13 protein-coding genes are annotated in these 24595 nt (G+C 72.7%); 5 read left to right on the forward strand and 8 right to left on the reverse strand.

Annotation, left to right across the window (positions count from 1 at the left end; all coding sequences use genetic code 11):
- Window positions 1-14 precede the first annotated feature (14 nt).
- Together ABD329_RS27055 and ABD329_RS27060 are read right to left on the reverse strand one after the other, a co-directional pair.
- On the reverse strand, window positions 15-491 hold the full coding sequence (locus ABD329_RS27055; RefSeq protein ID WP_309142794.1) for a 3-hydroxyacyl-ACP dehydratase FabZ family protein: 477 nt from the start codon (window positions 489-491) through the stop codon (window positions 15-17).
- Window positions 488-862: an ApeI family dehydratase gene (locus tag ABD329_RS27060; RefSeq protein ID WP_198278730.1), complete on the reverse strand. Its 375-nt coding sequence runs from the start codon at window positions 860-862 to the stop codon at window positions 488-490. Before ABD329_RS27060 ends, ABD329_RS27055 begins: the two co-directional genes overlap by 4 nt.
- A 231-nt stretch (window positions 863-1093) precedes the next feature.
- Here ABD329_RS27060 and ABD329_RS27065 point away from each other — a divergent pair, with 231 nt between their 5' ends.
- On the forward strand, window positions 1094-15481 hold the full coding sequence (locus tag ABD329_RS27065; protein ID WP_344317044.1) for an amino acid adenylation domain-containing protein: 14388 nt from the start codon (window positions 1094-1096) through the stop codon (window positions 15479-15481).
- 7 nt (window positions 15482-15488) lie between these two features.
- Window positions 15489-15998, forward strand: coding sequence for a flavin reductase family protein (locus ABD329_RS27070; RefSeq protein WP_198277737.1), 510 nt, complete (start codon window positions 15489-15491; stop codon window positions 15996-15998).
- Between the two features lie 39 nt (window positions 15999-16037).
- Here the strand turns inward: ABD329_RS27070 and ABD329_RS27075 are convergent, their stop codons facing one another.
- The 4 genes from ABD329_RS27075 to ABD329_RS27090 all read right to left on the reverse strand — a co-directional run bounded on the left by ABD329_RS27075 (window position 16038) and on the right by ABD329_RS27090 (window position 20991).
- On the reverse strand, window positions 16038-16676 hold the full coding sequence (locus tag ABD329_RS27075) for an MBL fold metallo-hydrolase (protein ID WP_198277736.1): 639 nt from the start codon (window positions 16674-16676) through the stop codon (window positions 16038-16040).
- Window positions 16676-17761 carry an S-(hydroxymethyl)mycothiol dehydrogenase gene (locus tag ABD329_RS27080; RefSeq protein ID WP_198277735.1) on the reverse strand — a complete coding sequence of 362 codons (1086 nt, stop codon included), beginning with the start codon at window positions 17759-17761 and terminating at the stop codon, window positions 16676-16678. Before ABD329_RS27080 ends, ABD329_RS27075 begins: the two co-directional genes overlap by 1 nt.
- A 118-nt stretch (window positions 17762-17879) precedes the next feature.
- Window positions 17880-19499: a M4 family metallopeptidase gene (locus ABD329_RS27085; protein ID WP_198277734.1), complete on the reverse strand. Its 1620-nt coding sequence runs from the start codon at window positions 19497-19499 to the stop codon at window positions 17880-17882.
- Between the two features lie 481 nt (window positions 19500-19980).
- Window positions 19981-20991 (reverse strand): NAD(P)-dependent alcohol dehydrogenase, encoded by a 1011-nt coding sequence (locus ABD329_RS27090; protein WP_198277733.1) that lies wholly within the window; start codon window positions 20989-20991, stop codon window positions 19981-19983.
- 102 nt (window positions 20992-21093) lie between these two features.
- On the opposite strand from ABD329_RS27090, the gene ABD329_RS27095 reads away from it, so the two are divergent.
- Window positions 21094-21690, forward strand: coding sequence for a TetR/AcrR family transcriptional regulator (locus tag ABD329_RS27095; protein ID WP_198277732.1), 597 nt, complete (start codon window positions 21094-21096; stop codon window positions 21688-21690).
- Between the two features lie 69 nt (window positions 21691-21759).
- Window positions 21760-22356: a Uma2 family endonuclease gene (locus ABD329_RS27100; protein WP_078642106.1), complete on the forward strand. Its 597-nt coding sequence runs from the start codon at window positions 21760-21762 to the stop codon at window positions 22354-22356.
- A 93-nt stretch (window positions 22357-22449) separates the two neighbouring features.
- On the opposite strand, the gene ABD329_RS27105 is transcribed toward ABD329_RS27100, so the two are convergent.
- Window positions 22450-23025, reverse strand: a complete 576-nt coding sequence (locus tag ABD329_RS27105) for a TerD family protein (RefSeq protein WP_037956321.1) — start codon at window positions 23023-23025, stop codon at window positions 22450-22452.
- Window positions 23026-23199: 174 nt separating this feature from the next.
- Between ABD329_RS27105 and arfB the strand changes: the two genes are divergently transcribed.
- Window positions 23200-23637: an alternative ribosome rescue aminoacyl-tRNA hydrolase ArfB gene (gene arfB / locus ABD329_RS27110; protein ID WP_138915090.1), complete on the forward strand. Its 438-nt coding sequence runs from the start codon at window positions 23200-23202 to the stop codon at window positions 23635-23637.
- Between the two features lie 116 nt (window positions 23638-23753).
- On the opposite strand, the gene ABD329_RS27115 is transcribed toward arfB, so the two are convergent.
- Window positions 23754-24254, reverse strand: coding sequence for a flavin reductase family protein (locus ABD329_RS27115; RefSeq protein WP_198277731.1), 501 nt, complete (start codon window positions 24252-24254; stop codon window positions 23754-23756).
- Between the last annotated feature and the right edge of the window lie 341 nt (window positions 24255-24595).

Here is a 24595-nt window from a genome sequence, read left to right on the forward strand (position 1 = left end):
ACCGGGCCGCCGGTTCAGCGCCGGTCCCCGCCGGGCGGGAGCACCGCGCTCGCGGGGCGGAACGCCATCACCATCTGCCCGATGGACACAATGGTGTCCCCGTCCACCACACTCTCCCCCTCGAAGATCAGATGGTCGCCGAGGGATCTGACGATCCTCGCCCGGTGCTCCAGCAGCACTCCGGGCAGGACCGTGCGGTGCACCCGGACGTCGCTCAGCCCGGCGAGCAGCATCATGCCCTCGGGCAGCTCACCGCTCAGCCGCGACAGGATCCCGGCGGCCTGGCCCCACGACTCGATCACCAGGGCAGACGGATAGCCGAGCCGTTCGGCGGGGGTGGATTCGGGGAGCCGCGTGTACCACGGCTCATTGCAGGTGACGGCCTTCGCCGCGACGATCCGCTCACCCGGGACGACTTCCAGCACCCGGTCCACGAGCAGCATGGGGCGGCGGCGCGGAAGCAGCCGGCGCACCTCGTCCAGTTCGATCACCGGTCCGCCTCCCCGACGTAGCGCAGCCGGGCGGAGGCCGCCGTACCGCGCACGGTGCTCGCGGTGGCCAGCCCGGTCCATTCGTCCTCGCCCGACCGCTGCCAGGTCAGCCGGACCGTGAATTCCTCACCGGGGAAGACCGCGCCCAGGAACCGCACCCGGTCCACCGCGCGCCAGCGCAGGCCCGGGGCGGGCGCGGTGGCCTCCGCGCTCGCCCGCAGATACTCCAGGACGCACACCCCGGGCAGGACGGGGAAGTCCGGACAAGGGGCCGCGAGCAACGTCTCGAGCGACGCGGTGTGGGTGATCTCGGCGGTCATCGCCGCCGGGGCCTGTTCGCGGCGCTCGGCATTCTGCCCTGTGAGGTTCATGGCTGACATGGTGCCCATGGCGAGAGGTGTCGCCTACATCGCCTCGAATAGTTCAAATCGGAAGCCCCGCTACGCCTCCCGGATCACGTACTCAATTCTTTGCACTGTCGTTGTCGCACCTCACGGCGTCGGACAGGCTGCGATGAGTGAAGGCTGTTCAGCCGACTGTCTCCTTTCTCCCATCGAGTGTGGAGTGAGTGCATGTCTGTCCCGCAGGGTGTTCGATTCCGCTTGACCGACGGCCAGCGGGGAATCTGGTACGCCGTCCAGGGTGATCCCGCCAATCCGCTCTTCGGCCTGGCGGAGCGGGTGGACATCCAGGGCCCCGTCGACCCCGGTCTCTTCGAGGCCGCCCTGCGGCGGGTGGTGGATGAGACCGAGGCGCTGCGGGTGTCCTTCGGCGCGGACGCCGACGGCCCGTACCAGGTGGTGGCGCCCGGACTCGACTGGCCGTTCCACTTCGTGGACGTGTCCGGACAGGACGATCCGGAGGCCGCCGTGCGCGCCTGGGCCTCGGCCGACCAGAAGCGCCCGGTGGACCTCTTCGCCGGACCGCTGTTCACCTTCGCGCTGTTCCGGCTCGCCGAGGACCGGCACGTCTGGTACCAGCGCCATCACCACATCGCGCTGGACGGCCAGAGCGTGGGCATGATCGCGCGCCGGGTCGCCGCCGTGTACTCGGCCGCCGTGGCCGGGGAGCCGTGCCCGGAGTCCGGCCACGGGGGCTTGCGGGAGCTCATCGAGGCCGACGCCGCGTACGGCGGGTCCGAGGAGATCGTCCGCGACCGGGAGTACTGGGCCGAGCAGCTGGCCGACCGCCCCGAGGCCCAGGGCCTCACCGCACAGCCCACCCGCTATCCGGACGGCCCGCTGCTGCGGGTGGTCTCCACGCTGGAGCCGACCGCCGTCGAGTCGATCCGGTCGCTGGCCCGCGAGGCGGGCACCGCCTGGCCGACGGTGGCCGTCGCCGCCCAGGCGCTGTATCTGCACCGGATCACCGGCCGCACCGATGTCGTCCTCGCCCTCCCGGTCGCGGCCCGGCCCGGCGGCGAGGCCGCGAGCGTGCCCGGCATGGTGTCCAACCTCGTGCCGCTGCGGCTGTCCGTCCGGCCCGGGGACACCGTCGCCGAGCTGCTGGGCCAGGTCTCCCGGCGGATGCGCGGCGCCCTGCGCCACCAGCGCTACCGCTACGAGGAGCTGCGCCGCGACGCCGGCACGCTGGCCGACGGCAGGCGTCTGGTCGGCCCGCGCGTCAACATCATCATGTTCGACTACGACCTGGACTTCGGCGGCCACCCGGGCGTGGTGCACAACCTGACCATCGGTCACGACGACGATCTGACCGTCGTCGTCGACAACCGGGCGGGTGACGGCGGGCTGCGGGTGGAGCTCAACGCCAGCCCCGAGCTGTACTCCGCCGCCGAGGTGGAGCGCCACGCCGAGCGCCTGACCGGGCTGCTGCGGGCCCTGGGCGCCGGGGCGCCGGACCGGCGGCTCGGCGCGCTGGACATCGCCACCGAGGCCGAGCGCCGGCAGGTGCTGGCGGACGACGGTGGCACGGCCCCGGCCGCCACCGCCACCCTCACCGAGCTGTTCGAGGCGCGGGTGCGGGAGTGCCCCGAGGCCCGCGCGGTGTCCCTCGGCGCGGACACGCTGACCTACGCCGAGCTGAACGCGCGGGCCAACGCGCTGGCCCGGCTGCTGGTCGCGCGGGGCGCCGGTCCCGGCCGGTTCGTGGGCCTGGTGCTGCCCCGCTCGGTCGACCTGGTGGTGGCGCTGCTGGCGGTGGTGAAGTCGGGCGCCGCCTATGTGCCCATCGACCCCGCGTATCCAGCGGACCGCATCGCGTACACCATCTCCGATGTGGACCTGACCCTGCTGGTGACGGACACCCGGGTCGAGGTGGCGCTCCCGGAGGGCGTGGCGCGGGTGGTGCTGGGCGAGGACGAGGTGCGGGAGGGGCTCGCCGCCCTGCCCGGCACCGATCTGACCGACGCCGACCGGCCCTCGCCCCTGCTGCCGGTGGCCCCCGCGTACGTCATCTACACCTCCGGTTCCACCGGGCGCCCCAAGGGCGTCGTGGTCTCCCACCACAACGTGGTCCGGCTGTTCACCGCCACCCGCCGGTGGTTCCCGTTCGGCGCCGACGAGGTGTGGACCCTGTTCCACTCCTACGCCTTCGACTTCTCGGTGTGGGAGCTGTGGGGGCCGCTGCTGCACGGCGGGCGGCTCGTCGTCGTCCCGTTCGAGGTGTCGCGGTCGCCGGAGCGCTTCCTGCGGCTGCTGGCGGACGAGCGGGTGACCTTCCTCAACCAGACCCCGTCGGCCTTCTACCAGCTCGCGGGCGCCGACCGGGAGGACCCGGCGACCGGCGACCGGCTGGCGCTGCGCCATGTGGTCTTCGGTGGTGAGGCACTGGACCTGGGGCGGCTGGCCGACTGGTACGAACGGCACGGCGAGGGCGCCCCCTGCGCCCCGCTGCTGGTCAACATGTACGGCATCACCGAGACCACGGTGCACGTCAGCCATCTGGCCCTGGACCCCGAACTCGCCGCCTCCGGCGCCGGTTCGCTGATCGGCGGGGCCATCCCCGATCTGCGGGTGCGGGTGCTGGACGGCGCGCTGCGCCCGGCGCCCCCGGGCGTGGCCGGGGAGATGTACGTGGCGGGCGCCGGTGTCGCGCAGGGCTATCTGAAGCGGCCCGGCCTGAGCGCCTCCCGGTTCGTGGCCGACCCGTTCGCGGGCGACGGCGGCCGGATGTACCGCACCGGCGACCTGGCCCGCTGGACCGCCGACGGGCTGCTGGAGTACCTGGGCCGCGCCGACGACCAGGTGAAGATCCGGGGCTTCCGGATCGAGACCGGTGAGATCGCGGCCGCGCTGTCGGCCTGCCAGGGCGTCGCCGACTGCGCGGTGGTCGCCCGGGACGACCGGGGCGGTGAGCGGCGGCTGGTGGCCTATGTGGTGCCGCAGGCCCCCGGCGAGGCGCTGGATCCCGGACTGCTGCGCAAGAAGCTCGGCGAGTCGCTGCCGGACTACATGCTGCCCGCCGCGTTCGTCCCCCTGCCCGCGCTGCCGCTGACCCCCAGCGGCAAGCTCGACGCACGGGCGCTGCCGGAGCCGGAGGTGACCGGCGGGGCGGCCGGACGGGACGCCCGCACCCCGGGCGAGCAGGTGCTCGCCGGGCTGTTCGCCGAGGTGCTGGGCGTGCCCGGGGTCGGCGTGGACGACAACTTCTTCGCGCTCGGCGGCCATTCGCTGGCCGCCACCCGGCTGGCCGGCCGGGTCCGTTCCGTGCTCGGCGTGGAACTGGCCGTGCACGAGGTGTTCGACCGGCCCACCGTGGCCGCGCTCGCCGAGCTGCTGGACACCGCGGGGGCGGCGCGGCCCGCGCTGGTCCCGGTGGACCGGCCGGAGCCCATGCCGCTGTCGTTCGCCCAGGCCCGGCTGTGGTTCCTCGACCGGCTCGACGGCCCCAACCCCACGTACAACATCCCCTTCGTGCTGCGGATGTCCGGCGATCTGGACGTCCCGGCGCTGCGGGCGGCGCTGCGCGACGTCCTGCTGCGGCACGAGAGCCTGCGCACCGTCTTCCCCGACACCGCGGGCGAGCCCCGGCAGCACCTGGTGCCCGCCGAGGAGCTGCCGCCGCTGCCGTACGCGTCCGAGGTCACCGCCGCGGAGCTGCCCGCCGCCCTGGCGGCCGCCGCGGGCCACAGCTTCCGGCTCGCCACCGAACTGCCGCTGCGCGCCGAGCTGTTCCACCTCGGCGGCGGTGAGCACGCGCTGTCCGTCGTGGTCCACCACATCGCCGGGGACGGCTGGTCCCTGGCGCCGCTGGTGCGCGACCTGTCGGCCGCCTACACCGCCCGCGCGGACGGCCGGGCCCCCGGCTGGGAGCCGCTGCCGGTCGCCTACGCCGACTACACCCTCTGGCAGCGGTCGCTGCTGGGCGAGGACTCCGACGAGACCAGTCCGCTGGCCCGTCAGCTGGCGTACTGGAAGACCGCGCTGGCCGGTCTCCCCGAGGAGCTGGCCCTGCCCACCGACCGGTCCCGGCCCGCCGTGGCGAGCCACCGCGGCGCCGTACTGGACTGCGAGATCGGCCCCGAACTCCACCGTGAGCTGCTCGCCGTCGCCCACGCCGGCGGCGCCAGCGTGTTCATGGTGCTGCAAGCGGCGCTGGCCGTGCTGCTGTCCAAGCTCGGCGCGGGCGACGACATCCCGGTCGGCAGCCCGATCGCCGGCCGGACCGACGAGGCCCTGGACGACCTGGTCGGGTTCTTCGTCAACACGCTGGTGCTGCGCACCGACACCTCCGGGCGGCCCTCGTTCACCGAGCTGGTCGACCGGGTCCGGCAGGCCGACCTGACGGCCTACGCCCATCAGGACGTGCCGTTCGAGCGGCTGGTCGAGGTGCTCAACCCGGACCGCTCGCGGTCCCGGCACCCGCTGTTCCAGATCCTGCTGAGCATGCAGGACCACCCGGACCGCTCGCTGGAGCTGCCCGGTCTGACCGCCTCGGTGGCCCCGGGCGACCTCACCATCGCCAAGTTCGACCTCCAGTTCGACTTCCAGGAGCGCCGGGACGCGGCGGGGGCGCCGGCCGGGATCGGTGGCCAGGTGCTGTACGCCACGGACCTGTACGACGCCGAGACCGTGCGCCGGATGGTGGCGCGGTTCCTGACGGTGCTGGAGTCGGCCGTGGCGCGGCCCGGCGGCAGCATCGCCGAGATCGACGTCCTGGCCCCCGAGGAGACCCGCAGGCTGGCCGTGGAGTGGGCCGGCCCGGTCCGCGAGGTGCCCGCGCTCACCGGCTCGGTACCCGCCCGGTTCGCCGAGCGGGTGGCCGCCGCCCCGGACGCGACCGCGCTCATCGCCTCCGACGGCACCGGGATCAGCTACCGGGAGCTGGAGGCGCGCGCCAACCGGCTCGCCCACCGGCTGCTCGCCGCGGGCGCGGGCCCGGAGGCGCGGGTGGCCGTGCTCCAGCAGCGCTCGGTGGAGCTCGTCGTCTCCCTGCTCGCCGTGCTCAAGGCCGGTGCCGCCTATGTGCCGCTGGACTCGCGCGCCCCGCAGGTCCGCTGGGAGCAGGTGATGGAGCGGACCGAACCGTCGGTGCTGCTCCTCGACCGGGCCCAGCCGGAGCTGGAGTTCGCCCACCGCGCCACCACCGTCGTGGTGGACGACGACTTCACCGGGCTCCCGGATCAGCCTCCCGCGGTGGCCGTCCACCCCGAGCGGCTCGCGTACGTGATGTTCACCTCCGGCTCGACCGGCCGCCCCAAGGGGGTCGCGGTCACCCACCGCGATCTGCTGGCGTTCGCCCTGGACGGCTGCTTCGAGGCCGACGCCCACCGCCGGGTGCTGCTGCACGCGCCGCACGCCTTCGACGCCGCCAACTACGAGCTGTGGGTGCCGCTGCTGACCGGCGGCACGGTCGTCATCGCCCCGCCGCAGGACATGGACGTCCGCACCCTGCGCCGGATGATCGCCGAGCACGGCATCACCGGACTGCACCTGACCGCCGGGCTCTTCCGCGTCGTGGCCGAGAACGACCTGGACTGCCTGACCGGTGTGCGGGAGCTGCTGGCCGGTGGTGACGTCGTGCCCGGTACGGCGGTGCGCGCCCTGCTCGAGCGGTTCCCCGGCATGGTGTTCAAGGACACCTACGGCCCGACCGAGACCACCTCCTTCGCCACCTTCCACCGGGTGACCTCCGCCGACCGGGTGCCCGACGTCGTACCGATCGGTGCCCCGCTGGACAACACGCGGGCCCATGTCCTGGACGGCCAGTTGCGCCGGGTGCCGCCGGGCGTGGTCGGCGAGCTGTACCTCGCCGGTGAGGGGCTGGCGCGCGGCTACTGGCGGGCGCCCGCCCTCAGCGCGGAGCGGTTCGTCGCCGACCCGTACGGTCCGGCGGGCAGCCGGATGTACCGGGTGGGCGACCTCGCCCGCTGGACCGGGGACGGGGTGCTGGAGTTCGCAGGCCGCGCCGACGACCAGGTGAAGATCCGGGGCTTCCGGATCGAGCCGGGTGAGGTCGAGGCCGCGGTCGCGCGCCGCCCCGGTGTCGCCTCCGCCGCCGTGGTCGTGCGCGAGGACCGCCCCGGGGACAAGCGGCTGGTCGCCTACGCGGTGCCCGCCCCGGGCCACCGCCTCGACACCTCCGCGCTGCGCGATGAGCTCGCCGAGGCGCTGCCCGACTACATGGTGCCCTCCGCCGTGCTGGCCCTGGACGCCCTTCCGCTCACCCCCAACGGCAAGCTCGACCGCAAGGCGCTGCCGGAGCCGGAGCTCACCGGCGAGGGGGCGGGCAGGTCTCCGCGCACCCCGCAGGAGCAGGTGCTGTGCGGACTCTTCGCCGAGATCCTCGAGCTGGCCTCGGTGTCGGTGGACGACAACTTCTTCTCCCTCGGCGGGCACTCCCTGCTCGCCACCCGACTGGTGCTGCGCATCCAGGCCGTCCTCGGCGCCGATGTGGCGGTGCGCGACCTGTTCGACGCGCCGACCGTCGCCGAGCTGGCCCGGCTGGTCGACCGGGCCACCGGAACGCGCACCCCGCTGACCCCCCGGGAGCGCCCCGCGGAGGTGCCGCTGGCGTACCCGCAGCGCGGACTGTGGTTCATCAACCAGCTGGACCACGCGGACGGCACCTACAACCTGGGTGTCTCGCTGCGCTTCACCGGACGGCTCGACCGCGCCGCGCTGCACACCGCGCTGCACGACGTCATCGCCCGGCACGAGAGCCTGCGCACCCTCTTCCCCGACCGCGGCGGGGTGCCCTCCCAGGTCGTGCTGGACGCCGAGCGGGCCCAGGCCGAGATCCGGGTCTCCGAAGTGGCCGAGGAGCGGCTGGACGAGACGCTGTCGGAGGTGGCGCGGCGCGGCTTCGACCTCGCCGCCGAACTGCCGATCCGCGCCGACCTGCTGGTGCTGAGCCCCACCGAGCACGTCTTCCTGATCGTGGTGCACCACATCGTCGCCGACGGCTGGTCCTTCGGCCCGCTGGTGGACGACCTGGTCGCCGCCTACACCGCGCGGCGCACCGGGGCCGCGCCCACCTGGCGGCCGCTGCCGGTGCAGTACGCGGACTACACGCTGTGGCAGGCCGAGCTGCTGGGCGCCGAGGACGATCCGGACAGCCTGCTGGGCGGTCAGCTGGACTACTGGAAGCGGACTCTCGCCGGTCTGCCCGAGCAGCTGGAGCTGCCCACCGACCGGCCCCGCCCGGCGGTGCTGAGCAACGACGGAGACCGTCTGCCGCTGACCCTGAGCCCCGAGCTGCAAACCGCGCTGACCGACATCGCCCGCTCCAGCGGCGCCAGCCTCTTCATGGTGGTGCAGGCGGGCCTGGCGGCGCTGCTGTCCCGGCTGGGCGCGGGCGAGGACATCCCCGTAGGCACGGCCATCGCGGGCCGCAACGACGAGTCCCTGGTGGACGGCATCGGCTTCTTCGTCAACACCCTGGTGCTGCGCAACGACCTGTCCGGCGACCCCACCTTCCGGCAGCTGGTCGAGCGGGTCCGGGAGGCGGACCTGGCCGCCTACGCCCACCAGGAGGTGCCGTTCGACCTGCTGGTGGAGACCCTGAGCCCGGACCGGTCGCTCTCCCGGCACCCGCTGTTCCAGACCATGCTGACGTTCGAGAACATCCCCGAGCTGACGCTGCGCTTCCCCGGCCTGGACACCCGGCTGCACCCCGCCAACAACCGCACGGCCAAGTTCGACCTCGACTTCGCCATCGGCGAGACCTTCGACGCAGGCGGTGCCCCGGCCGGGATGACCGGCACCCTGGTCTACAACACCGACCTGTACGACCGGGCCGGCGCGCAGGCCCTGGCCGACCGGTTCGTACGCCTCCTGGAGACGGTGGCGGCCAACCCGGCCGTCCGCCTCACGCAGATCGACCTCCTCTCCGAGGCGGAGCGCCGCCGGGTGCTGGTGGAGTGGAACGGGGACGCGGCCGATGAAGTCGCGGCCACACTCCCGGAGCTGTTCGAGGCGCGGGTGCGGGAGTGCCCCGGTGCGCGGGCGGTGTCCCTGGGCGCGGATGGGCTGACGTACGGGGAGCTGAACGAGCGGGCCAACGCCCTGGCCCGGCTGCTGGTCGAGGGGGGCGCGGGTCCCGGCCGGTTCGTGGGCCTGGTGCTGCCGCGGTCGGTGGATCTGGTGGTGGCGCTGCTGGCGGTGGTGAAGTCGGGCGCCGCGTATGTGCCGATCGACCCCTCGTATCCGGCGGACCGCATCGCCTACACGGTCTCGGACGTGGATCTGGCGCTCGTGGTGACGGACACCCGGGTCGAGGTGGCGCTGCCGGAGGGCGTGGCGCGGGTGGTGCTGGGCGATGGGCCGGTCGCGGACCGGCTCGCCGGACTGCCGGGTACGGACCTGACGGACGCCGACCGGATCGCCCCGCTCGTACCGGAAGCGCCCGCGTATGTGATCTACACATCGGGTTCGACGGGCCGCCCCAAGGGTGTGGTGGTCTCGCACGGCAATGTGGTGCGGCTCTTCGAGCACACCCGGCAGTGGTTCGCGTTCGGCCCGGACGATGTGTGGACGCTGTTCCACAGTTACGCGTTCGACTTCTCGGTGTGGGAGCTGTGGGGGCCGCTGCTGCACGGCGGCCGGCTCGTGGTGGTGCCGTTCGACGTGTCCCGTTCGCCGGAGCGCTTCCTGCGGCTGCTCGCGGATGAGCGGGTGACCTTCCTCAACCAGACGCCTTCGGCGTTCTACCAGCTGATCCACGCCGACCGGGAGGATCCGGGGACCGGTGACCGGCTGGCGCTGCGCCATGTGGTCTTCGGCGGTGAGGCGCTCGACCTGGGACGGCTGCCGGACTGGTACGAGCGGCACGGAGCGGGCGCCGCCTGCGCCCCGCTGCTGGTGAACATGTACGGCATCACCGAGACCACGGTCCACGTCAGCCATCTGCCGCTGAATGCGGAGCTGGCGGCCTCGGGCGCGGGCTCGCTCATCGGCCGGCCCATCCCCGACCTGCGGATCTATGTGCTGGACGGTGCGCTGCGCCCGGTGCCCCCAGGGGTGGCGGGGGAGATGTACGTGGCCGGTGGCGGGGTGGCGCAGGGGTATCTGAAGCGGCCGGGGCTGAGCGCGTCGCGGTTCGTGGCCGATCCGTTCGCGGGCGATGGTTCGCGCATGTACCGGACCGGTGATCTGGCCCGCTGGACCGTGGCCGGGCTGCTGGAGTATCTGGGCCGGGCGGATGACCAGGTGAAGATCCGGGGCTTCCGGATCGAGACGGGGGAGATCGCCGCCGTGCTCTCCGCCTGCCGGGGCGTGGCCGACTGCGCGGTGGTCGCCCGGGACGACGTCGGCGGCGAACGCCGACTGGTGGCCTACGTGGTGCCGCAGGACCCGAATGATCCTCCGGAGCCGGGCCCGCTGCGCGACGCGCTCGCCGCGTCGCTGCCCGACTACATGCTGCCGTCCGCGTTCGTGGTGCTGGACGCCCTGCCCCTGAACGCCAGCGGCAAGCTCGACCGCAAGGCGCTGCCCGCCCCGGAGTACGCGCCGGTGGCGGCGGGCCGCGCGGCGGGCACACCCCGCGAGGAGATCCTCTGCGGTCTGTTCGCCGATGTGCTCGGCGTGCCCGCGGTCGGCGTGGACGACAACTTCTTCGACCTGGGCGGCCATTCGCTGCTGGCGGCCAGGATCGTCAACCGGATCCGTTCGGTCCTGGCCGTCGAGCTGTCGGTCCGCACGCTCTTCGAGGCCCCGACCGTGGCGGCGCTGGCGAGGACCCTGGACGGGGAGGCGGCCGCCCGGCTGCCGCTGACCGCCCGCGAGCGGCCCGAGGTGCTTCCGCTGTCCTTCGCCCAGCGCAGGCTGTGGTTCCTGAGCCGGATGGAGGGGCCGAGCGCCACCTACAACGTGCCGGTGGTGCTGCGGCTGTCCGGGGAGCTGGACCGGGCGGCCCTGGAGCGGGCGCTGGGCGATCTGATCGGCCGCCACGAGAGCCTGCGCACGGTCTTTCCCGAGACCGACGGCTCGCCCCGGCAGCAGGTGTGGGAGCCGGACGCGGTGCGGATACCGCTGACCGTGGTGGAGACGACCGAGGACGCGCTGCCCGAGCAGCTCGAGGCGACCGTCACCCGGGGCTTCGACCTGACCATTCAGCTGCCGCTGCGGACCACCCTGTTCGCGCTCGGCGGGAGCGAGTACGTCCTGGCCCTGGTGATCCACCACATCGCCACCGACGGCTGGTCCACCGCGCCGCTGGTGCGCGACCTGTCGGCCGCCTACACCGCCCGCGCGGACGGCCGGGCCCCGGCCTGGGAGCCGCTGCCGGTCGCCTACGCCGACTACACCCTCTGGCAGCGCGACCACCTCGGCGACGAGGACGACCCGGAGAGCCTGGCCTCCCGTCAGCTGGCGTACTGGCGCGGGGCGCTCGCCGGGCTGCCGGACGAGCTGACCCTGCCCACCGACCGGCCCCGGCCGGCCGTGGCCGGTCATCGCGGCCGCACCCTGGACTTCGCGATCGACCCCGGGCTGCACGAGCGGCTCACCGCGCTGGCCCGGGCCCGCGGGGTCAGCACCTTCATGGTGCTCCAGTCGGCGCTGGCCCTGCTGCTCACCAAGCTGGGCGCCGGGGAGGACATCCCGGTCGGCAGCCCCATCGCCGGGCGCCCCGACCAGGCCCTGGAGGACCTGGTCGGCGTCTTCCTGAACACGCTGGTGCTGCGCACCGACACCTCGGGCGACCCGACGTTCGACCAGTTGCTGGAGCGGGTGCGGCGCACCGCGCTGGACGCCTACGCCCACCAGGACGTGCCGTTCGAGCGGCTGGTGGAGGTGGTCGACCCGGAGCGGTCCCTGGCCCGGCATCCGCTGTTCCAGGTCATGCTGATGGTGCAGAACATGCCGGCCGCCGAGACCGCGCTGGGCGGGCTGGCCCTGCGGCCCGAGCTGGTCGACCTGGGCGTCGCCAAGGTCGATCTGAGCTTCGCCTTCGGCGAGCGGCCGGACCGGCCGGGCGAGCTGTCCGGCGTCTGCGAGTACAGCACCGAGCTGTTCGACGCGGACAGCGTGAAGACGCTGGTCCGGCGGCTGATCCAGGTGCTGGAGGCGGTCACCGGTGACCCGGGGCTGCGGATCAGCGAGGTCGAGGTGCTCTCGGCGGCCGAGCGCGAGCGGGTGCTGGTCGAGTGGAACGACACCGCGCGGCCGCTGCCCGCACGCCGGGTCCACGAGCTGTACCAGGAGCAGGCGGCCCGTACCCCGTCGGCCGTCGCGGTGCTCTCCGGCGGTGTCGAGCTGACCTACGCCCAGCTGGAGACGCGCGCCAACCGGCTCGCCGCGCTGCTGACCGCCCGCGGGGCGGGCCCCGAGCGGCTGGTGGCCGTGGCGCTGCCGCGCTCGGCGGACCTGCTCGTCGCCCTGCTGGCCGTGCTCAAGACCGGGGCGGCCTATCTGCCGCTGGACCCGGAGCACCCCAGGGACCGGATCGGCTACACCCTCCAGGACGCCCGCCCCGCGCTGGCGCTGGTCACCTCCGGCACCGCACCGCTGCTGGCCGCGGACGGCCGGGACGGCGGGGACGGCGGGGACGGCGGTGGGCAGGATCTGGCGGGCCGCAGCGGGGAGGTTGCCGCGGGCGGTGATGCGGTGACCGGTGGTGCCGCGGGCGCTGGGCACGGCGGCGTACCGGCGCTGGTGCTGGACGACCCGGCCACCGCCGCCGAGCTGGCGGCGGCGCCCACGGCCGCGCCCGGTGCGGTGTGCTCACCGGACCACCCGGCGTATGTCATCTACACCTCAGGTTCGACCGGCCGCCCGAAGGGCGTGGTCGTCCCGCACGGCGCGCTGAGCAACTTCCTGGACGACATGGGCGGGCGGTTCGGCCTCGGCCCCGCCGACCGACTGCTCGCGGTCACCACGGTGTCGTTCGACATCGCGGCGCTGGAGCTCTATCTGCCGCTGCTGTCCGGCGCGGGCGTGGTGATCGCCGACCGGGACACCGTGCGCGACCCGGCCGCGCTGCTGCGGATGGCCGAGGAGACCGGGGCGGGGGTCGTCCAGGCGACGCCGTCGCTGTGGCAGGCCATGGTCACCGCGTCGCCGGAGGCGCTGCGCGGGCTGCGGGTGCTGGTCGGCGGTGAGGCGCTGCCGGAGGCCCTGGCCACGCGGCTGCGCGCGTCGGCCGCCGGGCTGACCAACCTCTACGGACCGACCGAGACCACCATCTGGTCGACGGCCGCGGACCTGACGGACGACCAGGGCGTGCCCTCGATCGGCACCCCGATCGCCAACACCCGCGTCTATGTGCTGGACGACCGGCTGCGGCCGGTCGCCCCCGGGGTGCCGGGCGAGCTCTACATCGCCGGCGCGGGCGTGGTGCGCGGCTACCACAACCGGCCCGCGCTGACCGCGGAGCGGTTCGTGGCCTGCCCGTTCGGCGGCACCGGCGAGCGCATGTACCGCACCGGCGACATCGTCCGCCGGACCGCCGACGGTCGGCTGGAGTTCTCGGGCCGGGCCGACCACCAGGTGAAGGTGCGCGGCTTCCGGATCGAGCTGGGGGAGATCGAGACGGTGCTGACCGCCCATGAGGCGGTCGGCCAGGCCGTGGCGCTCGCCCGCGCCGACCAGGGCGGCGGGGCGCGGCTGGTCGGCTATGTGGTGCCGAAGGTCCCCGGCGCGGCGCCGGATCCCGGAGTGCTGCGCAAGACGCTCGGCGAGTCGCTGCCGGAGTACATGATCCCGTCCGCGTTCGTGGTCCTGGACCGGCTGCCGCTCACCCCGAACGGCAAGCTCGACCGCAAGGCGCTGCCCGCACCGAGCTTCGGCGCGGCGGCCGATTCGCGGCCCCCGCGGACCCCGGTCGAGGAGGCGCTGTGCGCGGTCTTCGCCGAGGTGCTGCGGCTGCCCTCGGTCGGCATCGACGACAGCTTCTTCGAACTGGGCGGCGACAGCATCGTGACGATGCAGCTCATCGCCCGCGCCCGGGCGGCGGGTCTGGTCCTCGCCGTCAACGACGTGTTCGAGCACAAGACGGTGGCCGGGCTCACCGCGGTGGCGGAGGTGCTCGACGACGCGGCCTCCCGCGAACCGGACAACCCCGTCGGCGAGTTCGCCGCGACGCCGATCATGCACTGGCTGCGGGAGCGCGGCGGTGCGATCGACTCCTTCAGCCAGCCGATGCTCGTGCGGACCCCGGCGGGCCTGGACCTGCCGACGCTCACCACCGCGCTCCAGGCGCTGCACGACCGGCACGATGTGCTGCGCGCCCGGCTGGTCGGCCGCGACGTCGAGGGCGTCGAGGGCGACCAGGGCGTCGAGGGCGTTGAAGGTGACCAGGGTGACGAGGGCGGCTGGCGGCTGAGCGTGCCACCGGCCGGGGCGGTGTCCTGCGCGGACCGGGTCCGCCGGGTCGACATCGCCGCCACCGAGCCCGGGGAGCTCGCCCCGCTGATCGGCCGCGCCCTCACCGAGGCCCGTGCGGAACTGGCGCCCCGGGACGGCGAGATGGTGCGCGCGGTGTGGTTCGACGCCGGTCCCGGACGGCCGGGACGACTGCTGCTCGTCGCCCACCACCTGGTGGTCGACGGGGTGTCCTGGCGGATCCTGCTCCAGGACCTCGCCGACATCGCGACGGCCGTCGCCGCCGGACGGGAGCCGGAGCTCACTCCGGTGGGCACCTCGGTGCGCCGCTGGAGCGAACTTCTGGCGGCCGAGGTGCGCAGGCCGGAACGGCGGGCGGAGCTGCCGCTGTGGACGGACGTCCTGTCCGCCCCGGACGCCCGGCTCGGCGGGGCCACCTCGGCCCCCGGGCACGACCCGGCGGGACCGGTCGCCCGCGTCACCATGACGCTGCCGGCCGCGAAGACCGCGCCGCTGCTCGGCGAGGTGCCGTCGGTGTTCCACTGCGGTGTGGACGACGTGCTGCTGAGCGCCCTGGCGCTGGCGGTCGCCGACCGCCGCCGCCGGCTGGGCTCCTCGGTCTCCTCGGTGCTGGTCGCCGTGGAGGGGCACGGCCGGGACGAGAGCGTCGGGGGCGTGGATCTGTCCCGTACGGTGGGCTGGTTCACCAGCCTCCACCCGGTGCGGCTCGACCCCGGCCAGGTGCAGTGGGGCGAGCTGTGGTCGGGCGGCCCGGCCACCGGGCGGGTGGTCAAGCGGATCAAGGAACAGCTGCGCGCGGTGCCCGGCACCGGGATCGGCTACGGCCTGCTGCGCCATCTGGACCGGGAGACGGCCGCGGAGCTGTCCGGGGCGGCCGTGCCGTGGATCGGCTTCAACTATCTGGGCCGGGTCGAGGTCCACGACGGGCCCGGCGGCGACTGGCGCCCGGCCTCGGAGGCGCTCGACCTCGACCTCGGCGGCGACGGCCTCGGCACCCCGTACGGACTGGAGCTGAACGCCGTCACCATCGACCGCCCCGGCGGCCCTGAGCTCATGGTGACCTGGACCTACGCCTCCGATGTGCTGTCCGAGGCGGAGGTACGGGAGGTCGGCGAGGTGTGGCTGCGCGCCCTGGACGGGATGGCGCTGCATGCGGCCGGGCCCGGCGCGGGCGGCCACACCCCCTCGGACCTCGCCCTGGCGAATCTGGAGCAGGAGGAGATCGAGTTGCTGGAGGACGAGTGGTGAAGCGTCGATGACCATCACCTCTGAGGAGTTCACCCGGGCCATGGCCCGGGTGCCCGCCCCCGTGACGGTGGCCACGACGGTCGACGCGTCCGGACGCAGATGGGGGTTCACGGGCAGCTCGTTCAGCTCGCTGTCCCTGACCCCGCCACTGGTGCTGATCTGCCTGGGCAAGACCGCGAGCACCCATGAGGCGTTCACCACCGCCGAGAGTTTCATGATCAACATCTTGGCGGAGGGACAGGCGGACATCGCGAGGCGGTTCGCCGCCTCCGGTGCGGACCGGTTCGCGGCGGGCGACGCCCTGCCGATGGAGCTGGGGCTGCCGGGCATACCGGAGGCGGTCGCCCGGGTCGCCTGTTCACTGCACCGCGTCGTGGACGGCGGCGACCACTCCGTCCTCATCGGCCGGGTCGTGGCGGCCCACGTCGGCGAGGACGACCCGCTCGTCTACTGCGACCGCTCCTTCCAGCGCCCGGCGGCGGTGGCCGAGACGGTCCGCGGGGCAGCGGTCTGGTGAGCGCGGCCCCGCGGACCGGGGGTGGACCGACCGCGGGAATCAGTGCCCGCGCGCGATCCACTCCTCCAGATGCGGGGCCTCGTCCCCGATGGTCGTGGAGTCGCCGTGGCCGGTGCGGACCACCGTCTCCGGCGGCAGCGTCAGCAGCCGCTCCCGGATCGACTCGATGATCGTCGGGAAGGACGAGTACGAGCGCCCGGTGGCGCCCGGGCCGCCCTGGAACAGGGTGTCCCCGGAGAAGACCGTGGTCAGCTCCGGTGCGTAGAGACAGACGGCGCCGGGGGAGTGGCCGGGGGTGTGCAGCACCCGCAGCCGCGTCCCGGCGACCGTGAGGACGTCACCGTCGGCCAGCGGCTTGTCCGGGGCGCGGTCCGGGTGGCGCATCCGCCACAGCACCTCGTCCTCGGGGTGCAGCAGGATCGGCGCGCCGGTGCGCTCGGCGAGCGCGGGGGCCGCGTCGATGTGGTCGTCGTGGCCGTGGGTGGAGATGATGCCGAGCAGCCGGCGGCCGCCGACGGCGTCCGCGATGGCGTCGGCGTCATGCGCGGCGTCGATCACGTACACCTCGTGGTCGTCGCCGATCAGCCAGACGTTGTTGTCCACCTCCCAGGTGCCGCCGTCCAGCGAGAAGGTGCCGGAGGTGACGAGGTGGTCGACGCGTACGGGCGGAGGGGTCATCAGAACATCACCACCGAGCGGAGCACCTCACCGCGGTGCATCTTGGCGAACGCCTCCTCGATGTCCTCGAGCCCGATCGTCTCGCTGACGAACGCGTCCAGGTCGAGGCGGCCCTGCTGGTAGAGGTCGATCAGCATGGGGAAGTCGCGGGACGGCAGACAGTCCCCGTACCAGGAGGACTTGAGCGACCCGCCGCGCCCGAAGACGTCCAGGAGCGGCAGCTCCAGCTTCATCTCGGGGGTGGGGACGCCGACCAGGACGACGGTGCCGGCCAGGTCGCGGGCGTAGAACGCCTGCTTGTACGTCTCGGGGCGGCCCACCGCCTCGATCACGACGTCGGCGCCGTTGCCGTCGGTCAGCTCGCGGACGGACTCGACGACGTCGGAGCTCTTGGCGTCGATGGTGTGGGTGGCGCCCAGCGAGCGGGCCCACTCCAGCTTCCGCTGGTCCAGGTCCACCGCGATGATCTTCGCGGCCCCGGCCAGCCGCGCCCCGGCGACCGAGGCGGCGCCGACCCCGCCGCAGCCGATCACGGCGACGGAGTCACCGCGCTGGACGTTGCCGGTGTTGAGCGCGGCGCCGATGCCGGCCATCACCCCGCAGCCGAGCAGTCCGGCCGCGGCGGGCGAGGCCGAGGGGTCGACCTTGGTGCACTGCCCGGCCGCCACCAGCGTCTTCTCGGCGAACGCGCCGATGCCGAGCGCCGGGGACAGCTCGGTGCCGTCGGTCAGGGTCATGGGCTGCTTCGCGTTGTGGGTGTTGAAGCAGTACCAGGGGCGGCCGCGGCGGCAGGCCCGGCACTCGTGGCAGACCGCGCGCCAGTTGAGGATCACGAAGTCGCCGGGGGCCACCTCCGTGACGCCCTCGCCCACGGACTCCACGGTGCCCGCCGCCTCATGGCCGAGCAGGAAGGGGAACTCATCGTTGATCCCGCCCTCCCGGTAGTGCAGGTCGGTGTGGCAGACGCCGCACGCCTGGATCCGCACCACCGCCTCGCCGGGGCCGGCGTCCGGCACCACGATCGTCTCGATCCTGACCTTCTCGCCCTTGCCGGGGGCTACCACGCCGCGTACCTGTTGAGTCATGACAGCAGCGTAAGTGCCGACCAGCGGCTACGACAGGGATGACGAGGCCCGTCCGGAACGGGCCGCACCGGTCTCCCGGTGCGGCCCGCTCAGGCTTCTTCCGGACGTACCCCGGGGACTACTTCACGTTGATCGCGGTCCAGGCGGCGGCGACCGCCTTGTACTCGGTGGAGTTGGCCCCGTAGAGGTCGGACGCGGCGCTGAGAGTGCCGGTGCGGGCGCCCGCGTACTTGGTCGTCGAGGTCCAGTACGTGGTCAGGGCCCGGTACCAGATCTTGATGGCCTTGTCCCGGCCGATCCCGGTGACGGTCGAGCCGTCGTAGGTCGGGCTGTTGTAGCTCACGCCGTTGATCACCTTCGCGCCGCTGCCCTCGGACAGCAGGTAGAAGAAGTGGTTGGCGGGGCCGGAGGAGTAGTGGACGTCGATGTTGCCGAGCGTCGAGGACCAGTAGTCCTTGGACGCCCCGTCCTTGCTGGGCTTGTCCTGGTAGCGCAGCGGGGTGCCGTTGCCATTGATGTTGATCTTCTCGCCGATGAGGTAGTCACCGACGTCCGCGGAGTTGCCCGAGTAGAACTCCACCGCGGTGGCCATGATGTCGGAGGTGGCCTCGTTGAGACCGCCGGGCTCACCGGCGTAGTTGAGGTTCGCGGTGGCCGCGGTCACACCGTGGCTCATCTCGTGGCCGGCCACGTCCATCGCGGTCAGCGCGTTGGCGTTGCCCGAGCCGTCGCCGTACGTCATGCAGAAGCAGGAGTCCTGCCAGAAGGCGTTGACGTAGTTGTTGCCGTAGTGGACGCGGGAGTACGAGCCCACGCCGTTGTTCTTGATGCCGTTGCGGCCCAGGAACTCCTTGTAGAAGTCCCAGGTCTCGGCCGCGCCGTAGTGCGCGTCGACGCCGGCGGTCTGGCGCCCGCCGCCCCATACGTCATCCGCGTCGGTGAACAGGGTGCCGGTTCCCGAGCTGCCCTGGTTCAGGTCGTACGTCTTGTGGTTGCCCCGGGTGGAGTCGGTGAGGCTGTACGTGGAGCCGCTCTTGGTGGTGCCCAGGGGTACCGTGCCGCTGTACTTGCTGGTGCCGGTGCCGGTCTCGACGCCCTCCCACTGGGACAGCTTCTTGCCCGTGGTGGCGTCGGTGACGACGTGCAGCTCGCTCGGGGTGCCGTCGGCCTGCGTGCCGGTGACGACGGTCTCCCAGGCCAGCACGGGCTTGCCGGTGGCCGCCCAGACCACCTTCCGTGGCGACTTGGCCTTCTCACCGGTGGTGGCCTTCGGCGCGGCCTTCAGCGCGGTGCCGGAGGCGGCCGAGGAGGCCACGGCGGCGTCGGTGCTCTTGACCGCTATCCGCGCGTCGGTGGCCTTGTTGACGGACCGCGCGCCGCTGGTCTTCTCGTGGACGACCAGGTCGCCGCCGAGGACGGGCAGTCCCGCGTAGGTGCGCTCGTAGCGGGTGTGAACGGTTCCGTCCGCGTCCTTGATGACGTCGCGGACGAGGAGCTTCTCCTTGGCCCCGAGCCCGAGGGACTCGGCCTGCGCGGAGGCGTCGGCCTGGGCCGCCTTGATCGCGGTGGCGCGCTCGCCCGCGGACAGCGGAAGCGCCGTGGCGCCCGCCTCGCGGGAGTGCTCCGGCTGGGCGCTGGCCTGGCCGGTCTGCACGCCTATGACGACCATGGCGGCGGAGGCGACGAGCGCCGCCACGCGGACGGTCTTCTTACGGGGGGAGGAAGCGATGGGTCTCACTCGGTCTCCTTGCCTTGGGGCCGCCGGGTCGCGGCCCTGTGTAGGGGGTACGGCCGGCCATGGGTGGGCCGTCCGGTCGAGCAGGAGTTGGTGCGAGTGGTGCACAGAGAGGTGCATGAGGGCCTTACCGCGGAGTCAGAAGACGCGCGGCGGGCCGACCAGAGATTGTCATTGAACGATCGATTGGGATAGGCGCGTAACAAGAATTTGACTCGACGTTGTTCAAGTAGGGGCGAATTCGGTCAGCGAGGCATGAGGCAACAACGGCTGGTTGATGCCGACTTATGCCCCTACGTCATGCCCCCGCCACGTCGGTGCCTCCGGTCGGGGCGAGGGCAGGTCCCGGCCGATCGCCCAGGTGACGAGCGCGGCGGGGCGATCGGCGGCCGCGGAGCGCGGAGTTGGGGTGTGTTGCCGTGTACGCGACGAGAAGACGATCTGTGCGGTGGGCCGTGCGCGACCGGGTGTCCCGCAGGCGCGGTCAGAACTCCAGCACCGCCCGGTAGCGCGCGCGTCCGTGCCGGACGTGGTCGAGCGCCTCGCCGATGCGTGTGACCGGGAACGTCTCGACGACCGGACGGATGGCGTGCCGCGCCGCGAAGTCCAGCATCTGCCGGTTCTCCTCCGCCGAACCCACGACGCCGCCGACGAGCCGCTTCTCGCCCGGCAGCAGGCTCAACGGGTGAATGTTGAACGATTCGTGGGGAACGCCGACCACGGACAGCGTCCCCTGCGGGCGCAGCGCCGCCAGGTACGCGTCCCACGGCAGATCGGCCGAGACGGTCGAGAGGATGAAGTCGAACGAGCCCGCGGCCCGCTCGAGCCCCTCCTCCGCGACGATGAACTCATGGGCGCCGAAGCGCCGGGCGTCGTCCGCCTTCGCCGCCGTCGAGGAGATGGCGGTCACATGGCAGCCCCACTTGGCGAGGAACTGGATCGCGAGGTGGCCCAGGCCGCCCACCCCCACCACGGCGACCCGGTCCGTGGGCCGGACCCCGTTCCGGCTGATCGCCGAGAAGACCGTGATCCCGGCGCACAGGAGCGGCGCCGCGTGCTCGGAGGCGAGGGTGTCGGGCAGGGGCTGGACATACCGCCAGTCGCTCGCCCGCACCCGGGTGGCGAACGCGCCGCGGTCGCCGCGCAGCGCCGTGTCGTCCTTGTGCGGGCACAGGAACTGCCGACCGGTGAGGCACCACTCGCAGGTGAAGCACGCCCCGGCCACCGCGCCGACGCCCACGCGCCGGCCGACGGTCAGCCGCGTGCCGTCGACGGCGCTGCCCACGGCCTCGACCACGCCGACCGCCTCATGCCCCGCGACCACCGGGAACCGGGAGACCCCGTACACGTCGTCCACCAGGCCGACGTCGGTCTGGCAGACGCCGCAGTGCGTCACCCTGACATCGACCTCCAGCGGCCCCAGGGGCTCCGGCTCGTACTCGAGCGGCCGTACGGGCCCACCGGCCTTCTCCACCGCGTACGCGCGCACGGTCATGCGTCCCCACCTCATTTTTCTAACTAACTAGTTGGTTGGATTTTTGTACGCTACGCGCCCACGCCCAGCGCTGGCAACTAACCAGTTGGTAACCTGAGCCCCGTGTCTCCCCGGAAAAGCGATGCCACCCGCCGCCGCCTGCTCGACGCGGCCACCGCCGACTTCGCGGCCCATGGCATCGCGGGCGCCCGGGTCGACCGCATCGCGGCCGCCGCGGGCGTCAACAAGGCGCAGCTGTACGCCTACTTCGGGGACAAACTCGGCCTCTTCGGCGCCGTCTTCCGCCTCCACGCCGACGCCGTCGTCGACGCCGTGCCCTTCACCGCCGACGACCTCCCCCGGTACGCCGTGCGGCTCTACGACGCCGCCTTGGAACGCCCGGAGCTGGTCCGCCTGGCCGCCTGGGCGAGGCTCGAAGGAGTGGTCACCGACAACCAGGTGACCGAGTCATCGGCGGTCACCGTCAAACTCCAGGCGATCGCCGAGGCCCAGCGCGCCGGTCATGTCACCGCCGCGATCGACCCCCAGGACGTCCTCGCGCTGGTGCTGGCCATGGCCCTGACCTGGTCCGCCGCCGGCCTCTCCGCCACCGCCACCCCCGACGACCCGCCCAGGGCCCACACCCGCCGCAAACAGGCCCTGGCCCAGGCGGTCTCGGGTGCCTTCGGCGCAAGCGCTGATCGCCCCCCGAAAGGGTGACAACGGGCTCAGTCGCCCGAGACCGCTCGCCTACGCTGGAAGCATCGCTCCGTACGAAGGAGGTCCACCGTGGCACTGACGGCCCCCGAGCGCGAGGCGCGCACGGACAGTGGCGAGAGCACCGCTTCATCGGTCGAGGAAGCCTTCGTGGCGTTGAGCGCGGCAGCCCCCGAGGGATGGCGCGTGGAACTGATCGAAGGGGAAATCCACGTGGTGCCTCCCGCTAATGGCGAGCACGAAGAGATTGTGTCCGAGGTCGCGGATCAGGTGACCAGTCGTCGCACGAACAAGGAACTGCGGACGCGGACTGGGCTTGGGCTTCTCGTTCCTGGAGCTTCGGCCACCGGCAAGGTCGTTCCGGACATCGTCATCGCGCCCAAGGGGAGCTTTGACGACTCCTTGGAGTATCACGACCCCGGGGCGGTGATGCTCGTCGGCGAGGTCACATCACATTCGACCGCCGACAACGACCGGGGCCCCAAGCTCCGCGGTTACGCGGCGGCGGGCATTCCGTTCTACCTGCTGATCGACCGGGAGCGGAACCAGGCCGTGCTGCACTCCCTGCCCGCCGGGAAGAGGTACACCCGCAAGGTCGAGGTCGACATCTCCCAGCCGCTGTCGCTGCCCGAACCCCTCGGGTTCGACCTGGACACCAGCGAGTTCTGACCCCGCTCCGCTTCAGCGGGGACATGGCCACGGACGCGGCGAGGGCCGCCCCGGGTGCGGGGCGGCCCTCGGTGGTGGTGCGCTGGTGGAACCTCAGACGTTGACGCCGAAGTCCTTGGCGATGCCCACCAGGCCGGAGGCGTAGCCCTGGCCCACGGCGCGGAACTTCCACTCCGCGCCGTTGCGGTACAGCTCGCCGAAGACCATGGCGGTCTCGGTGGCGGCGTCCTCGCTCAGGTCGTAGCGGGCGATCTCGGTGCCGCCGGCCTGGTTGACGATGCGGATGAACGCGTTCCGCACCTGGCCGAAGTTCTGGCTACGGGACTCGGCTTCGTAGATCGAGACCGGGAAGACGATCTTCTCCACGTCGGCCGGCAGCCCGGCCAGGTTGACGTTGATCTGCTCGTCGTCGCCCTCGCCCTGGCCGGTGACGTTGTCACCGGTGTGGACGATGGTCTGGTCCGGAGTGGACTTGTTGTTGAAGAACACGAAGTGCTGGTCGGAGTAGACCTTGCCCTGCGTGTTGACGGCGATGGCGCTCGCGTCGAGGTCGAAGTCGGTGCCCGTGGTGGTGCGGACGTCCCAGCCGAGGCCGACCGTGACGGCGGTCAGGCCCGGTGCCTCCTTGGTGAGCGAGACGTTGCCGCCCTTGGACAGGCTTACAGCCATGGGGAGTCCCTTTCGTGGTCTCGATGGTCCGAGGCGACGGGCGAAGCCGTCGTCACCCTCCACAACGCCATGAACGCCCCGACAGGTTCCAGCTCTCTTTACTTTCTTTGCCAAACCCTGATGTCGGGGTACGACGAGATAACGAGATGACGCCGCCGGGGTCGGCAGGCGACCATGGGGGACATGCCCGCGCCCTATGTCATCCGAGGTTCGGTCTTCTTGCCGGAGGCCGAGTTGATGTGGCGTTTCTCGCGGTCCTCCGGGCCCGGTGGACAACACGTCAACACCAGCGACAGCCAGGTCGAGCTGCGCTTCGACCTCGCCCGCACCGAGGCGCTGCCGCCCGTATGGAAGGAGCGCGCCCTGGAGCGGCTGGCGGGCCGGCTGGTGGACGGGGTGGTGACCGTACGGGCCTCCGAGCACCGTTCGCAGTGGCGCAACCGCGAGACGGCCGCCGTAAGGCTCGCGTCACTGCTCGCGGAGGCGACCGCGCCACCGCCCAAGCCGCGCCGCCCCACCCGGATCCCCCGGGGCATCAACGAGCGGCGACTGCGCGAGAAGAAGCAGCGGAGCGAGGTCAAGCGGGGGCGTACGGGGCGGGGCTGGACATAGCCCCGGGCCGGACGCGGCGACGGGCCGGACGTGCCCGGGCCGGGCCGCCGGTCACCGTTCACCCGGCCGCCATGTCTTCGGTGCCCCTCACCCCGTCGCCATGTCTTCGGTGCCCCTCACCCCAGCGCCCGGTAGCGCCCCCGGAAGTACGTCAGCGGCCCGCCCTCCGCGGCCGGTGCCGCCGCGGCGAGCACCCGGGCCACCACCAGCGTGTGGTCCCCGGCCGTCATCCGCTGCTCGGTGCGGCACTCCACCGTCGCCAGCGCGCCCACCGCGAGCGGCGCGTCCGTATGCTCGCCCCGCACCACGGACATGTCCTCGAACAGCAATCTGTCGCTGATGCGCCCCTTCATGGCGAATCGTCCCGCGATATGCCGCTGACCCTCCGACAGGACCGATACCGCCCAGTGGGGCTGTCGCTCCAGGAGCTCGTCCATCCGGGACCCGTTGCGAACGCTCACCATCACCAGCGGCGGGTCAAGTGACACTGACATGAACGCGGTGGCCGTCATGCCGACGTCCTCGCCGCGCGGCCCCTCCTCCGGGTCGTGCGCGGTCACCAGCACCACACCCGCGGTGAACCGCGACATCGCGGTGCGGAACTCGTCCTCGCTCACCCCACCAGCATGGGGGACGGCGGGCTCGGCTGGGCTGGAAGGAGTCGTCGGGAACACCCTTCGACGCTAACCGCCCGCGGCCGGTCCCCGCATCGGGCCCGGGGACCACTCCGGGCGTAGGTCGCGGGCCGTAAGCCCGGTGCCGGGGCGGGGGTGTCGGGGCGCCCCGGGCGGCCGCCTTGCAAGGCCAGGCGCCCGCATTCCGGGATTTGCGATCACAAAAACTAGGAGCGCTCCCACCCGCTCTGTTGAAGAAGTGAACACGGTCTGTGACATGAGTCACAGCAGGCAGTAATTGTTGACCCTGTGTACCGAGTGGGCAGCTCGCTGTGATTCAGTGG

This window comes from Streptomyces javensis, from assembly GCF_039525925.1.
GTDB lineage: Bacteria > Actinomycetota > Actinomycetes > Streptomycetales > Streptomycetaceae > Streptomyces > Streptomyces asiaticus.

Coding starts and splice junctions, on each gene's coding strand:
- ABD329_RS27060 (WP_198278730.1), bottom strand. CDS start 862: ATGAACCTCACAGGGCAGAATGCCGAGCGCCGCGAACAGGCCCCGGCG.
- ABD329_RS27070 (WP_198277737.1), top strand. CDS start 15,489: ATGACCATCACCTCTGAGGAGTTCACCCGGGCCATGGCCCGGGTGCCC.
- ABD329_RS27075 (WP_198277736.1), bottom strand. CDS start 16,676: ATGACCCCTCCGCCCGTACGCGTCGACCACCTCGTCACCTCCGGCACC.
- ABD329_RS27080 (WP_198277735.1), bottom strand. CDS start 17,761: ATGACTCAACAGGTACGCGGCGTGGTAGCCCCCGGCAAGGGCGAGAAG.
- ABD329_RS27090 (WP_198277733.1), bottom strand. CDS start 20,991: ATGACCGTGCGCGCGTACGCGGTGGAGAAGGCCGGTGGGCCCGTACGG.
- ABD329_RS27105 (WP_037956321.1), bottom strand. CDS start 23,025: ATGGCTGTAAGCCTGTCCAAGGGCGGCAACGTCTCGCTCACCAAGGAG.
- arfB (WP_138915090.1), top strand. CDS start 23,200: ATGGGGGACATGCCCGCGCCCTATGTCATCCGAGGTTCGGTCTTCTTG.